Here is a 12,624-nt window from a genome sequence, read left to right as displayed (position 1 = left end):
CCATTCGTATATTTTTATCGCTATACGAACAGTATAGTATTGTTGGGCTGTAGACGTAGGCGCAGGAAGGGTCAAATCAGAAACGATAGGTTATCTGTGTACCTATAATGTGCGCGCTGTTGTCGTATTTTGCGTTGTAGCTGGGCTGTACGCCGGTTGTATTTGCTTGGCTGACAGAGGTGGTTGATTCCCATAGATAGCCATAAGCGAAATCGATGGTCAGGTCAGTGTTGGGGGAGAAACCTGCACCCAACGTCACCGCTTTTCGGTCGCCCACGGGGAGTCGGACGTTTCGATCGGCGTTGCGGGCAGGTGATGGATCGTAGGCGAAGCCACTTCGCAGTAGCCATTGGGGAGAAAGTCGGTAAGAGGCCCCAACAGCCATCGACCAGGTGTCATGTAATTTAAAGTCATCCCCGAAGCTGTTAAAACCCAGTTGCTGGCCCAGCGGCGGTACACCACTATTAACGGCTTCGATCCTCTGAACGCGGCTCCATCGGGTCCAGGTCGCGCCCAGGTAGCCAGTCCAGCGCTCGTCAAAGTGATGGGTAAACGATGTGTCCAGCGACTCTGGCAAAGTGATGTCTATTTTATTGCTGTATTTGCCATCGAGACCGAAAGCACTTGGCGAGTTGCTCACCTGCGTATGGCCGTTGACGTGAAAATCAAGTTTTGAATGATAGGTGATGCCCCACGTGGTGGAGTCGTTCAGGTCGATCATCAGGCCGAAATTATAGCCAATGGCGTTATCGTTACCCTTGATAGTGATCTGCGTGTCGTTGCCCCCATTGAGCAGCCCTGTGGCCAAATAGGTTTGCATATTGTTTTCGATACGGTTCAATGTTAGCCCGCCTCCGACAGAGACATGATCATTGATGCGATAAGCAACGGCGGCGTTCAGGGTTTTAACTTGAACCTTGCTATAGGAACCATGGTAGCGTCCCTGGAACGAACTTTCGTAATCGTTCACAAGGCCATAGAGAGCGTACAAGCCCAAGCCGAAAGTGAAGCGTTCGTCAATCGGTATGGATAAATAGCCAAAAGGGATTGTCGTCAGGGGTACGGAATCTCCTTTATTGGTGCCTGGCGCATCGCTATGAGAGTTTTTAATATCACTATTAACCTTGATCAAGGCGAACCCTCCGCTCACTTCCCTGCGCTTTATTTTGCTCAGGCCGGCCGGATTTCCATAGACAGTACTCGCATCCAGAGCAGCGGACGAGCGCCCGGCATAAGCAGTTCCGGCGCTGCTAACGCTTTGCTCGTTTATAGATAAACCATTGGCTAAAGATAAAGTTGCCTGCCCACAGATAGCCAATGACATAGTGGTTATGAACAACGCTCTGCTTGACTTGAGTATCAGGGTGGACCCTGTCTCAAGATGACGCTTAAAACGCAGCACTGATCTCCGGGAAGGGCGAAGTGCAGAAAGATGTTGATGGTTCATCTGGCGGTACCTGTTGTTGTTGTTGTTGTTGTTGTTGTTGTTGTTGTTGTTGTTGTTGTTGTTGTTGTTGTTGTTGTTGTTGTTGTTGTTGTTGTCGGGATGAATAGAAATCGTGGGCGGCGGTATACATCAACAGTGCCGGCTGGGCTGGAGTAGGAGAGTGTTAATTGGGTCTTGCAGACACGTAGTTGTTTTTTAGTTGCAAAGCCCTCTCTGGAATATCACATGCTCAGGCGATTGCCATATTTATATATTTTGGGGTTGCAAGTTGCGTTGATGGCAAGAAGAGCCTTGCGTGGCAGGCAAGTACCCTTGGGCCAGACGCGGGTACAAGGTTGCGAGCAGCTCGCTGATAAAGAGGCAATGACGGATGCCGGGCGGGCAAGTCCCCCTCGATCCGCATGGCGCGAGGGAAGGGGGAAAGGCCGGCAGTCCTAGGGCTTGTATTCGAGTACTTTGAACACTCGTGTGAATGCTGGTCGATCCCCTTGCAACAGCTTTGCATGACCTTCGCGAAGTGCGCGAGTTGGAGTGATCTGGCGCAGGACTAACGCAATGAAGGTTTCCATGTCGCATTGTATTTTGACGTCGATGGGTTCTTCGCTTGGCCCGGATCGTGCCAACAGGTTCCCGTCGTTGACTTGAATATGGAAGACTTCCGCCCCCACCTGGAACTCGTACAACTCCTGCAAACCGGTGCTCGCAGCCGAATCGTTCGAGCCTGTCAGGCACAGAGCTATGAGTTCCGCGCGAGCACTGGACGGATCGATGCGTTCGTCGATCGGTAGGCTCAGCCCCCAGAATCCCAGCGCGATCACCGGCTTGCGTAGTTGCTCGCCCAAGTCCGTCAGCTCGTAAGCTGGCGTGGCGGAAGGTGTGTGCAGGGTGACCTGTTGAATGACGCCGTTCTGCACCAGCATGGCCAGGCGTTCGGACAGTCGGTTTGTACCCATGGCAGGCAGGATCGCGAGCAGATCCTTGAAACGCTTCGGACCTAACAGGAGTTCGCGAATCAAGAGCAGCGTCCAGCGATCTCCGAGTACGTCGAGCGACCGGGCTAAGGGGCAGAGTTGACCGTAAGTTTTGTTTGTCATGCCGCATTGTACAAAATTCCGCTCAGTTGAAATACAGTGGAAAGCCGCTGCTGCCTCAAGTCGAAGGAATTGGGAGTTGTCCCAAGCCCTTGGACGGTGGCGCGCACCTCATCAAGAGTGACAATCGCGATCAGCGTGTGGTTGTGCACTGTCACGCAGCTCGAAAAACGCTTCAGCGGTTTTAGGGTAGAAATTTCTTCTTCTGACAGCGCGGTTACACGCATCGACGCCAAATGGATGGGGAGCGTCGTATCTGCACTTTCTACTGCTGATCTCATGGTCGCTTTCATGTATCGCTCACTGAACAGGTTGAGTAATTCTTATTGATTTCACTATACCGTTCGTTTAGTTGTGATGCTATATAAAAAGTATAGTTGTGTCGTAAGCCTGTCTATCGCGCAATGCGTTGGACGACCCAGCGGGTCAGAGCCGCAGGCGCGAGACGTGTAGCGAACGAGAAGAATCCGGCTTGCATGCCGACTGTCCAGTGGGTCTTGTGGATTCGTCGTTTCGACGTCGCGCAAGCCCACACGGTCGATGCGACGTCGTGCGACGTGAGCCGAATACCCAGCGATCTGGCGCTGGGGATACGACCGTAGTCATCAGCCATTGCGGTCTTTACGAAGCTCGGCCAGATATCGCTCACGCGAATGCCGAACTTTCCCCATTCGAGGTCGAGTCCTTCGGTGAATCCGCGCACGGTGAACTTGCTCGCCGAGTAGGTTGCAAGTTCGGGCTGGCCGTAGATTGCGGTGGCGGAGGCCATTGATGACATGAGAGCAGGGCGTGCCTCGCAGGTACCGGAAAGCGCTGTGACAGCCGGTGATCATTCCCGAAACGTTCACGTCAAGCATTGCTTGATGTCTGGTCAACGGTACGGCTTCAAATTGACCGGCAGCGAGAATCCCAGCGTTATTGAGCAACACATCAAGCCGCTGGCCGCTATGTGCCCAGAAATCCATAAGCGCTTGCTTCCATGCTTCGGGATCGTTCACGTCGAGCGCACCGGAGACGGCGTTGCCCTCTCCCAGGATCGCGGCGACCGCAGCGACACCCTCTGAATCGATATCGTATAGCCCCACGAACCAACCGCGCCGCGCAAACAACTCAGCGCAGGCGCGACCGATTCCCGAAGCCGCGCCTGTGACGAAGATGGCTGGTCTCCATTCAGGAAGAAGGGATTCAGTCGGATTTCTGCCTGTTTGATTGCTCTGTACCACAGTGATGTGCGGTTTCATTTCAGAGGTTCCCTTCAGGAGCTGAGCATTCAGGTTTTGTGTACAGGTCAGTGCATATTGCGAGAGTAATATAACGGTGTTATGTTTTGCAATAACAGTGTTATCCATCTCTCCGGCTGATCTGATGACTGGTCAGAAGGTGGAAATACTGATGGGAGCGCTTGCTCCTTACGTTTGTCACCGGAGGATCCAAGAGATGACGAAGATGCATACGCCGCCTGAATGCCTTGATATGGAGTCCCGTGGCTCTGTGTTGGTTGCGCGGCTGGATGGAGGTCCACACGGGTTGATGGGGTTGGACATGGCCAATGAGCTTGCGGGGCTATTGGACAAGCTGGAGTCCGATACCGCGGTAAAAGCGGTGGTGCTCACCGGAACTCATCCTGAGCGTTTCATCGGTCATGCAGACGTTCGTTGGCTGCAGGAAGGTGGAAAGAGTATCCCGTCGGTCGGGCGCAGTATGGCCTCGGCGATCGCTCGAACCGCCAAGACCGTTCGCGGTATTGCGCCATTGGCGGCAGCTGCGTCCCTGACACCGCTGGATGGCGGGATGCAACTCGACAAGCTGCACGACACTTTTTTACGGATGAGTCGCAGTGGCGTCATTTTCGTCGCCGCGCTGAATGGATCTGCGCTGGGACTTGGCAGCGAGCTCGCGTTAGCGTGTGACGTCCGCCTGATGGCGGATGGCGATTTTTTCATCGGGCAGCCCGAGGTTCTACTTGGAATCCTTCCTGGTGGCGGAGGCACTCAGCGATTACCACGACTGGTCGGCGCCCATCGCGCGCTGATGCTGATGCTTGACGGTCGTCCGGTGTCACCACAGAAGGCGCTCGAAATAGGATACATCGACGAAGTGGTTGCTCCAGATGCGCTGCTTGATCGAGCCATCGAGCTGGCCGGGTATCTGGGTTCCCGACCCAAAGGGGCGATTGAGGCAGTCAAGCGAGCCGTGTACTTCGGCGGGTCAGCCACCCTCGACGAGGGGCTGCATATGGAGCGTACCGAATTCATCAAGGTCTCGCCGACCGAGACTGCGCAATCGCTCATGGTTGAATACCTTGAGCGCACCGATCGGGACGGCAACGTGCCGTTCTACAACCCGGCCATTTTCGAGCAAACCCTTGAGCAAGGCTCTTTACCCCTGCAAAACGGGGGAGGGAGGAAATGAATCAAATGTCACCGCTTACCTACCCATTCACTCGCCAGGATATTCGCTTTGACTCGGGCGAGACCTACTGTTCGGCCTGGCTCTACCTGCCGGTTGGCGTAGAGAAACCGCCGATTGTAGTGCTCGGACACGGACTGGGTGCGGTTCGCGAGATGCGCCTGGACGCCTTTTCCGAACGATTCGCCGCTGCGGGAATCGCTACATTGGCCTTCACCTACCGTTATTTCGGAGACAGCGGTGGTCGGCCCAGACAGTTGATGTCTGTGAAGCGGCAACTGGCTGACTGGGATGCAGCGCTGGGCTTCGTCAAAGGCTGCGCGGATGTCGATGGGCGCCGGGTTGCAGTATGGGGAAGCTCGTTTGGGGGAGGGCATGCGATCACCGTGGCCAGTCGGCATCCCGAGTTACTGGCTGCCATCAGTCAGTGCCCCTTTACCGACGGTCTGGCCTCCGCCGCCGCACTGGGTGTGAAGGGATCGCTGCAGGTATCCCCGGTGCTCTTGCGTGATTTTGCGGCCAAGCTACTGGGTCGCCCGCCCGTGATGGTGCCAATCGCTGCCGCTCCCGGTCAGCCAGCCTTGATGAATGCGCATGACGCCCTGCCGGGTTATCTGGCCTTGGTGCCGAAGGGGATGGTGTTCGTCAATCACGTCGCCGCACGGGTGCTCCCGGAAATCATGGCTTATCGACCCGGACGCTCTGCCTCCAAGGTGAAGCTCCCCATCCTGTTTTGCGTCAGCACCACTGACACCGTCACACCACCGGAACAGACGATCGCCTTGGTGCGCAAGGCGCCACATGGAGAAACCAAACTCTACGCGGCGGGGCATTTCGAGTTCTACATGGGCGACGCGTTCGAAGAACTGGTGAAGGATCAGACTCAATTTCTGACGAAATATCTACTCGGCTCTTCAGCCAATTGATTCAAGCGTTTCCGTCACTTTCAGAGAGAACAACAATAATGTGCTTTTCCAAACTTTCAGATTTGCGCGCGGTGACAGAGCCTGAGGGTCTGTGCATCGCTGACGACAGCAGCAACCTGACTAACCGGCAGTTCCATTCCAGAGTCCTCGCGGCAGCGGGAGTATTCGTGGACAGGGGGGTGGGCGTTGGAGACGTCGTTGCGATCATGTTGCCCAACCAGGTGGAGTTTGTGGTGGCGATGTTCGCCGCCTGGCGTCTGGGGGCGGCGGTCACGCCGATCAATCCTGGGCTGACCAGCAAGGAAGCCACTCATCAACTGGTTGATTCGGGGGCGAAGCTGCTCATCAACGTCAGCGGCGAAGTCATAGTCCCGAATCTGCAGTCCCTGCCTGTCGCCACTCTGGAAACGGGGGCGTCCTACACCGGCGTACCCTTTGAAGAGCCTGGCGCACTGGCACTGTTGATCTACACCAGTGGCACTACCGGCCTGCCGAAGGGCGTGATGCTCGATCACGCCAATATTGAGGCCATGTCGGAAATGGGGCGAAACTCACTCAAGGTCACGGCAGCAGACCACTGTTTATTGATACTTCCACTCTTTCACGTAAACGGCATTGTGGTGAGCACGCTCGTCCCGCTATCAAGCGGTGGTCGGGTTTCGATTCGCAAGCGTTTCAACGTCGACACGTTTTTTGAGGATGTCGAGTGGCTTCGACCCACGTACTTCTCTGCAGTGCCAACCATCTACGCAATACTTAACGCGTTACCTCGCGAGGTAAAACCTTATACCTCCAGTCTTCGGTATGGCATCTGCGGCGCGGCGCCTGCATCGGCGGAACTACTGAAAAAATTTGAAGCTCGCTTCGGTTTTCCGCTGCTTGAGGGATATGGCCTGTCCGAAGGCACGTGCGCTTCGACCATCAACCCCTTCGACGGCCTACGCAAGGTCGGTACGGTCGGGTTGCCCTTCATCGGGCAACGCATTGCAATCGCCGACCCGAGCGGTGTGCATTTGCCGCAGGGCGCCACTGGCGAGGTGCTGGTTCAAGGTCCTAACGTCATGCGTGGTTACCTTGGGAAGCCCGAGGAAACAGCGAAGACCATCGTCGATGGCTGGCTGCACACCGGCGACATTGGCCGGATCGACGAAGACGGTTATCTGGCCATCGTCGGGCGCCTTAAAGAGATGATCATTCGTGGTGGAGAGAACATCTATCCCAAGGAGATCGAAGATGTGTTGTTCGAATTTCCAGGCGTTCTCGAAGCAGCAGCGATCGGTGTTCCCCACGAGACCTTCGGCGAAATTGTGATGGCCTACGTCGCGTTTCGTGCGGGATTCGCCGGTACCCAGGAGGACTTGAGCGAGCACTGCACTGACCGGCTGACGCGTTACAAAAGACCTTCCACAATCAACATCATCGACAGACTGCCAAAGAATGCCGTGGGCAAAGTCGACAAGCTGAGGCTGCGGAAGATGTGGACCGAATATGTCGATTGACAGGTACCTGATGGACTTTAGGCGCAAAGCAATCAGCACGTAGAAGGGGACACATCATGAAAAACGCAGACTTCGACTGGCTGGTGATCGGATCGGGATTTGGCGGCAGCGTCTCGGCGCTGCGCCTTGTGGAGAAAGGCTATCGCGTCGGGGTACTCGAGCGCGGCCGTCGCTATCGCGACGAAGACCTTCCCAAGTCGGCCTGGCAGTTCAACAAGTATCTGTGGGCACCCGCATTGGGTTTGAAGGGCATCATGCGCATGTCGCTGTTTCGCCATGTCTTTTTTCCCAGCCAGTCGGGTGTCGGTGGCGGCAGTACCGTGTATGGCGGTGTGTTGTACCGTGCCAAGCCAGAGTTCTTTGAAAACGTGCAGTGGCGGGAGCTCGGCCACTGGGACAGGCTATTGCAGCCTCACTACGATACGGCCGAACGCATGCTTGGGGTAAAGACGGTGCCATTCGACTCGACGAACCAGCACCTGGCCCGGGAGATGGCGCAACACTTCGGAACCGAAGACACATTCACTCGAGCACCCACCGGAGTGTTCTTTGGCGAACCGGGCAAAACCGTCAAAGACCCCTATTTCGGCGGGGAAGGGCCTGACCGTACCGGGTGTATACGTTGCGGCGCCTGCATGGTGGGATGCCGCGTCGGTGCCGTGAACTCGCTGGTGAAAAACTACCTGTGGTTCGCAGAGAAACGCGGCGTGCAGATATTGGCAGAGCGCGAGGTCGTTGATGTGAGCCCACTCGGGGCAGCCGATGGTAGTGACGGCTACCGTGTGACCGCCCAGCGCCCCGGCGCCTGGTTCACCCGTGATCGCCATACTTACACCGCCCGTGGAGTGATCTTCGCCGGCGGGGCTCTCGGTACCAACGAATTATTGGCCAACTGCAAGCACGGCGGCTCGTTGCCCCGGGTCAGCGATCGCCTTGGTGAACTGGTGCGCACCAACAGCGAATCGGTTCTGAACGTGCGCCTGCCCGAGGACCGCAAGACCTGGAACGATGTTACCGCCAGCAGCAGTGTGCATGTCGATCAGGATACCCACATCGAGTTTCTCACCTACGGTCGCAACGCCGACTTCCTCAGTTTGCTTTGCACGCTGCTGGTCGGTAAGGGTAACCGCGTGACGCGGCCGCTGAAGTGGCTGGGGAATATCGTGTTGCACCCAGCGCGATGGCTCAAGTCGCTATGGCCATGGGGCTGGAGCCGACGCATGGTAATGCTGTTAGTGATGCAGACATTGGACAATGCGATCGCACTTCGCCCCCGCAAGCGTTGGCTGGGTCGCGGCTACCGCCTCGTCACCGAGCAGAATCGCGACAAGCCAAATCCGACTTACATCGAGATGGGTAACCAGGCGGTTCAATGGTTGGCCAGGCACACCGGCGGTATTGCCCAGAGCAACGTACTGGAAGCGCTGGGCAACATTCCGACAACAGCCCATGTGCTGGGCGGTGCCGTGATCGGCGCCAATGCCAAAAGCGGCGTGATTGATCAGAACCTACACGTTTTTGGTTACCAAAACATGTTGGTGTGTGACGGCGCTGCGATGCCTGCAAATCCTGGGGTTAATCCTGCGCTGACCATCACGGCACTCGCCGAGTACGCAATGGCGCAGATTCCACAGGCCCGCAATAACGAAGGTGTTCATGAGCGAGGTGAGGCGGTAGCTACGAAACCGTCCAGTGGCGTGCTCAGCCATCCTGATAATCAGCGCGTGGCCTCGATACAGATCCCTATCCTGCTGCACATATGAGCATTGAGCCGCAAAACATACGAGCATCTGTCATGACCGGTTCCTTCTCTGCATGAGCGAACCGGTTGACCCAACCTCTGAACATGCCGAGTGGCTGCGTACTTGAACTGAAATACTGTTCGCTCCGCGTTACCGCATGGTTGCGCGGTTTTTTCAAGGTTTTAACGGAGTTGCCTGCCCGGCAATTACGCCAGCAGTGGAAGATTCCACTTTTTCGCGCTTCGCTCCCAAGCCGACAACAATGTTGTTACACGTCGCTACCAGGATCTGCGAAGCAGGATTTTCCATGCCTGAGAAGTGGCCAGCGAGTTCGAGCATGATGAATCCGTGCGCGGCACTCCACAGCTGTGGCGCGATGAGAGCAGGATCGATTTTGCGAACGCATTTGGCATCAACCAAGCGAGCGCACGCGTTGATCAGAATCGCGTATGTCGCCTTGAAGGCTTCCGATTGCCCATCTGCAATCGCTTTCATGGTACCTCGTGAGGGGCTATATCTGCCGTCAATCGAAAGACCAAACATTAAGTCGTACAGATGGGGATTGCTTCGTGCAAGGTCTCGGCAAGCCAGGAGCATCGCACATAAGTCGGTTATCGGATCATCCGTGATTGGCACACGCTTGAAGACTGCAGCCAACCGCTTGAATCCCTCGTCAGCGACTGCTTGTAGAAGTTCCGGCACTCCGCCGAAGTGTGTATAAACCCCCATCGTCGACAGGCCGGCTTCGCTCGCTACCGAACGGGCCTTGACTTCGGACGGGCCGTTAGTCGCAAGCACACGGATGGTTGCCTCGACGAGGCGGGTGGGGGCATTAGGGAGTGAGTTATCAGTGGTCATGTTGCAATACTGCCATAACGGCGTTATGTTTATCAAATAACAGCGTTATATGGCTGGCGCGACTGGAAGCTTGCTCAGAAAGCGATCTGAACACAGCAAGCGCAATCCGATAGCGTGAGCCACAGGGCCAATTTCATACACTGAAAATGGCATCAAGCCGACAAGAAAATTCGCTCAATCATGAGGATTCAGACAATGCGTACGCTCAAAGCAGGTGTCTTCGGACTCACCCTGGCAGCAGCAGTCATATCATCGGCACTGTGGGCAGACGACAATTCGCCGATTGGCCTGTGGCAAAACATCGACGATGTCAGTGGCAAGCCGAGGGCGTTGATTCGAATCACCGAATCCAATGGCACTCTTAAGGGCATTATCGAAAAAGCGTTTCCCACCCCCAAAGAAGATCAGAGTCCGAAGTGCGAGAAATGTGAAGGCGTGAACAAAAATGTGCCGATTGTAGGCCTGACCATTCTGACCGGTTTGCGAAAGGATGGCGAAGAATACACCGATGGCCAAATCCTCGATCCGGATAACGGTAAGGTCTATAGCAGTAAAGTCCACCTGACCGACAACGGCAAAAAGCTCAGCGTGCGCGGCTACATTGGCACGCCGCTGCTGGGGCGTTCACAGACCTGGGTACGCCAGGAATAAGGAAGCACGATGAAAGCATTCATTATCGATCGCTATGGAAAAAAGGTTGCGTTACGGGCGACCGAAATGCCAGAACCTGAATTGGGCAAGGATGATGTTTTAGTCCAGATCCATGCTGCCGGTGTAAACCCTCTGGATTTAAAAATCAGGGACGGTGAGTTCAAAATGATTTTGCCTTATCGCATGCCACTTATTCTGGGGAATGATTTGGCCGGGGTTGTCGTACGGGTCGGCTCAGGAGTGCTGCAATTCAAGGCGGGTGATGAGGTCTATGCACGGCCCGATGACAATCGAATTGGTGCATTCGCCGAATTCATTGCGATCAATCAAGGCTCGCTGGCGATCAAGCCGAAAGATCTCACCATGGAAGAAGCGGCTTCTATCCCTCTGGTTGGCTTGACGGCCTGGCAGGCGCTGGTCGAAAAAGCGGACCTGAAGAAAGGTCAAAAGGTGTTAATTCATGCGGGCTCCGGTGGTGTGGGAACACTGGCCATTCAGCTGGCCAAACACCTGGGGGCGACCGTAGCGACGACCACGAGCACGGCGAATGTCGAGTGGGTGAAGCGCCTCGGTGCGGATATCGTGATCGATTACCGCAAAGACGATTTTGAAAAGGTCCTGCACGACTACGATGTGGTCTTGAACAGCCTGGGCACAGAGACTCTCGAGAAGTCGTTACGCATCCTAAAGCCGGGTGGAAAGCTCATTTCGATCTCTGGACCACCGGATGTGGACTTTGCGAAAAGCGCTGGGTTGTCCGGGTTCCTGAAACTAGTCACGCGTCTGTTGAGTTACGGGATCAGGAAAAAAGCCAAACGCCGTGGCGTCAGCTATTCATTCCTTTACATGAGAGCCAACGGCGACCAATTGCGTGAGCTTACCGCGCTCATCGATTCGCGGGTCATACGTCCGGTTGTGGACCGGGTTTTTCCGTTCGAGTTGACCCCGGATGCCTTGGCCTATGTTGAAACCGGTCGGGCAAAAGGCAAGGTCATCGTCAAGGTAAAATAACGAGACGACCCCATGTTCGAAAACTTCGAAACGCAGCAAATTACCGTAGGCGATGTGGAAATTGCCTGTGTTGCAGCGGGTAAAGGCGAACCCATCCTGATGCTCCACGGCTTTCCGCAGACCATGGCGCTCTGGGCACGTATCGCGCCTGGGCTGGTCGCGCGTGGCTATCGGGTTGTCTGTGCTGATTTGCGTGGGTATGGCGCATCGGATAAGCCGCCGCTTCAAGCGGATCTGTCAAATTACGGATTTCGCGCCATGGCCGCGGATCAGGTCGGACTGATGCGTGTGCTCGGGCATGAACGGTTCCATCTTGTTGGACACGACCGTGGCGCGCGCACTGCATACCGGATGACGCTGGATTATCCAGAGAAGGTGGCGAGCGTCACGCTGATGGACATCGTTCCTACGGCTGTGATGCTGACAGATCTGCGCAAGGACGTAGCCCACAGTTACTGGCACTGGTTTTTCCTTTCTCAGCCCGAACCCTTCCCGGAGCGGATGATTGAGGCAGATCCCGATTTCTTTTTCGAGAGCTGCCTTTTCGGCTGGGGCGCCGCAGGGCTGGAAGATTTTGATGCTGACCAACTGGCGGCGTATCGGAAAGCCTGGCGTGATCCGGCGACGATCGCTGGGTTTTGCAACGACTATCGCGCCACGCTCACTGTGGATCTGGAGGACGATTTGTCAGACTCCGGACGACGTATCACCGCGCCCGCGCTGATCCTCTATGGCGCCTCAGGTGCGATGGCCAAGCACTATGATTTACCCGCCACTTGGGTAGATCGCTGCACGGTGATGGAGGCTTCTGCGATAGTGGGCGGACATTTTTTCTCTGATTCCCGGCCGGACGAGGTCATTGAGCGAGTCGCCGCATTTTTGGCAAGCCATCCCTTGCAATCTTGCTGAAAACCTCCCGTGCATCGATGTCGATGTCTGCCACGCCCTGTTGATAGCGGATAACGCTCAGCGACGCCGGCTGCGAATGGC

General features: G+C 55.7%; 13 protein-coding genes and 2 pseudogenes. 9 read left to right on the top strand and 6 right to left on the bottom strand.

Features of this window, described 5'->3' with window-relative positions:
- Positions 1–76 precede the first annotated feature (76 nt).
- A complete protein-coding gene (locus BK662_RS20265) occupies positions 77–1,324 on the bottom strand; it encodes an outer membrane protein transport protein (protein ID WP_123359931.1) in 1,248 nt (415 codons plus the stop codon).
- A gap of 108 nt (positions 1,325–1,432) precedes the next feature.
- Between BK662_RS20265 and BK662_RS34920 the strand changes: the two genes are divergently transcribed.
- Positions 1,433–1,603 carry a hypothetical protein gene (locus BK662_RS34920; protein WP_185047171.1) on the top strand — a complete coding sequence of 57 codons (171 nt, stop codon included), beginning with the start codon at positions 1,433–1,435 and terminating at the stop codon, positions 1,601–1,603.
- A 278-nt stretch (positions 1,604–1,881) separates the two neighbouring features.
- Here the strand turns inward: BK662_RS34920 and BK662_RS20260 are convergent, their stop codons facing one another.
- Together BK662_RS20260 and BK662_RS20255 are read right to left on the bottom strand one after the other, a co-directional pair.
- On the bottom strand, positions 1,882–2,541 hold the full coding sequence (locus tag BK662_RS20260) for a winged helix-turn-helix transcriptional regulator (RefSeq protein WP_123359536.1): 660 nt from the start codon (positions 2,539–2,541) through the stop codon (positions 1,882–1,884).
- Positions 2,538–2,831, bottom strand: coding sequence for a hypothetical protein (locus tag BK662_RS20255; protein ID WP_123359535.1), 294 nt, complete (start codon positions 2,829–2,831; stop codon positions 2,538–2,540). The genes BK662_RS20260 and BK662_RS20255 overlap by 4 nt, the downstream gene beginning before the upstream one ends.
- Before the next feature lie 183 nt (positions 2,832–3,014).
- Between BK662_RS20255 and BK662_RS35515 the strand changes: the two genes are divergently transcribed.
- On the top strand, positions 3,015–3,140 hold the full coding sequence (locus BK662_RS35515; protein WP_259695946.1) for a hypothetical protein: 126 nt from the start codon (positions 3,015–3,017) through the stop codon (positions 3,138–3,140).
- Between the two features lie 50 nt (positions 3,141–3,190).
- On the opposite strand, the pseudogene BK662_RS35930 reads toward BK662_RS35515, so the two are convergent.
- Positions 3,191–3,307: pseudogene (locus BK662_RS35930) on the bottom strand (SDR family NAD(P)-dependent oxidoreductase); the annotation flags it as partial.
- 13 nt (positions 3,308–3,320) lie between these two features.
- A pseudogene (locus BK662_RS35925) lies at positions 3,321–3,779 on the bottom strand (SDR family NAD(P)-dependent oxidoreductase); the annotation flags it as partial.
- Positions 3,780–3,975: 196 nt separating this feature from the next.
- On the opposite strand from BK662_RS35925, the gene BK662_RS20245 reads away from it, so the two are divergent.
- From BK662_RS20245 to BK662_RS20230, 4 genes are read left to right on the top strand one after another with little or no spacing between them, the layout of a single operon-like run.
- Positions 3,976–4,950, top strand: a complete 975-nt coding sequence (locus tag BK662_RS20245; protein WP_259695945.1) for an enoyl-CoA hydratase/isomerase family protein — start codon at positions 3,976–3,978, stop codon at positions 4,948–4,950.
- Between the two features lie 5 nt (positions 4,951–4,955).
- The gene (locus BK662_RS20240; protein WP_123359930.1) at positions 4,956–5,873 is read left to right on the top strand and encodes an alpha/beta hydrolase; all 918 of its coding nucleotides are present in this window, start codon (positions 4,956–4,958) and stop codon (positions 5,871–5,873) included.
- Positions 5,874–5,911: 38 nt separating this feature from the next.
- Positions 5,912–7,372, top strand: coding sequence for a class I adenylate-forming enzyme family protein (locus BK662_RS20235; protein WP_123359533.1), 1,461 nt, complete (start codon positions 5,912–5,914; stop codon positions 7,370–7,372).
- Positions 7,373–7,428: 56 nt separating this feature from the next.
- Positions 7,429–9,135: a GMC oxidoreductase gene (locus BK662_RS20230; RefSeq protein ID WP_123359532.1), complete on the top strand. Its 1,707-nt coding sequence runs from the start codon at positions 7,429–7,431 to the stop codon at positions 9,133–9,135.
- Between the two features lie 153 nt (positions 9,136–9,288).
- On the opposite strand, the gene BK662_RS20225 is transcribed toward BK662_RS20230, so the two are convergent.
- Entirely contained in the window at positions 9,289–9,972 is a 684-nt protein-coding gene (locus tag BK662_RS20225; protein WP_123359531.1) for a TetR/AcrR family transcriptional regulator, read from the bottom strand.
- A gap of 195 nt (positions 9,973–10,167) precedes the next feature.
- Here BK662_RS20225 and BK662_RS20220 point away from each other — a divergent pair, with 195 nt between their 5' ends.
- The 3 genes from BK662_RS20220 to BK662_RS20210 are packed head-to-tail and all read left to right on the top strand — an operon-like array spanning position 10,168 to position 12,543.
- Complete coding sequence (locus BK662_RS20220; protein ID WP_123359530.1) at positions 10,168–10,623, top strand: DUF2147 domain-containing protein; 456 nt, start codon at positions 10,168–10,170, stop codon at positions 10,621–10,623.
- A 9-nt stretch (positions 10,624–10,632) separates the two neighbouring features.
- Positions 10,633–11,634 (top strand): NADP-dependent oxidoreductase, encoded by a 1,002-nt coding sequence (locus tag BK662_RS20215; protein ID WP_123359529.1) that lies wholly within the window; start codon positions 10,633–10,635, stop codon positions 11,632–11,634.
- 12 nt (positions 11,635–11,646) lie between these two features.
- A complete protein-coding gene (locus BK662_RS20210; RefSeq protein WP_123359528.1) occupies positions 11,647–12,543 on the top strand; it encodes an alpha/beta fold hydrolase in 897 nt (298 codons plus the stop codon).
- Positions 12,544–12,624: the final 81 nt, after the last annotated feature.

Source organism: Pseudomonas frederiksbergensis (assembly GCF_003732275.1).
Taxonomy (GTDB): Bacteria; Pseudomonadota; Gammaproteobacteria; order Pseudomonadales; family Pseudomonadaceae; genus Aquipseudomonas; species Aquipseudomonas frederiksbergensis_H.
The sequence above is the reverse complement of the archived record's forward strand: the minus strand, read 5'-3'. Positions and strand labels throughout refer to the sequence as shown.

What these genes read in the sequence shown, in the direction of transcription:
- BK662_RS20265 (WP_123359931.1), bottom strand. Translation starts at nt 1,324, where the DNA reads ATGTCATTGGCTATCTGTGGGCAGGCAACTTTATCTTTAGCCAATGGT.
- BK662_RS34920 (WP_185047171.1), top strand. Translation starts at nt 1,433, where the DNA reads ATGTTGATGGTTCATCTGGCGGTACCTGTTGTTGTTGTTGTTGTTGTT.
- BK662_RS20260 (WP_123359536.1), bottom strand. Translation starts at nt 2,541, where the DNA reads ATGACAAACAAAACTTACGGTCAACTCTGCCCCTTAGCCCGGTCGCTC.
- BK662_RS20255 (WP_123359535.1), bottom strand. Translation starts at nt 2,831, where the DNA reads ATGAAAGCGACCATGAGATCAGCAGTAGAAAGTGCAGATACGACGCTC.
- BK662_RS35515 (WP_259695946.1), top strand. Translation starts at nt 3,015, where the DNA reads ATGCCGACTGTCCAGTGGGTCTTGTGGATTCGTCGTTTCGACGTCGCG.
- BK662_RS20245 (WP_259695945.1), top strand. Translation starts at nt 3,976, where the DNA reads ATGACGAAGATGCATACGCCGCCTGAATGCCTTGATATGGAGTCCCGT.
- BK662_RS20240 (WP_123359930.1), top strand. Translation starts at nt 4,956, where the DNA reads ATGTCACCGCTTACCTACCCATTCACTCGCCAGGATATTCGCTTTGAC.
- BK662_RS20235 (WP_123359533.1), top strand. Translation starts at nt 5,912, where the DNA reads ATGTGCTTTTCCAAACTTTCAGATTTGCGCGCGGTGACAGAGCCTGAG.
- BK662_RS20230 (WP_123359532.1), top strand. Translation starts at nt 7,429, where the DNA reads ATGAAAAACGCAGACTTCGACTGGCTGGTGATCGGATCGGGATTTGGC.
- BK662_RS20225 (WP_123359531.1), bottom strand. Translation starts at nt 9,972, where the DNA reads ATGACCACTGATAACTCACTCCCTAATGCCCCCACCCGCCTCGTCGAG.
- BK662_RS20220 (WP_123359530.1), top strand. Translation starts at nt 10,168, where the DNA reads ATGCGTACGCTCAAAGCAGGTGTCTTCGGACTCACCCTGGCAGCAGCA.
- BK662_RS20215 (WP_123359529.1), top strand. Translation starts at nt 10,633, where the DNA reads ATGAAAGCATTCATTATCGATCGCTATGGAAAAAAGGTTGCGTTACGG.
- BK662_RS20210 (WP_123359528.1), top strand. Translation starts at nt 11,647, where the DNA reads ATGTTCGAAAACTTCGAAACGCAGCAAATTACCGTAGGCGATGTGGAA.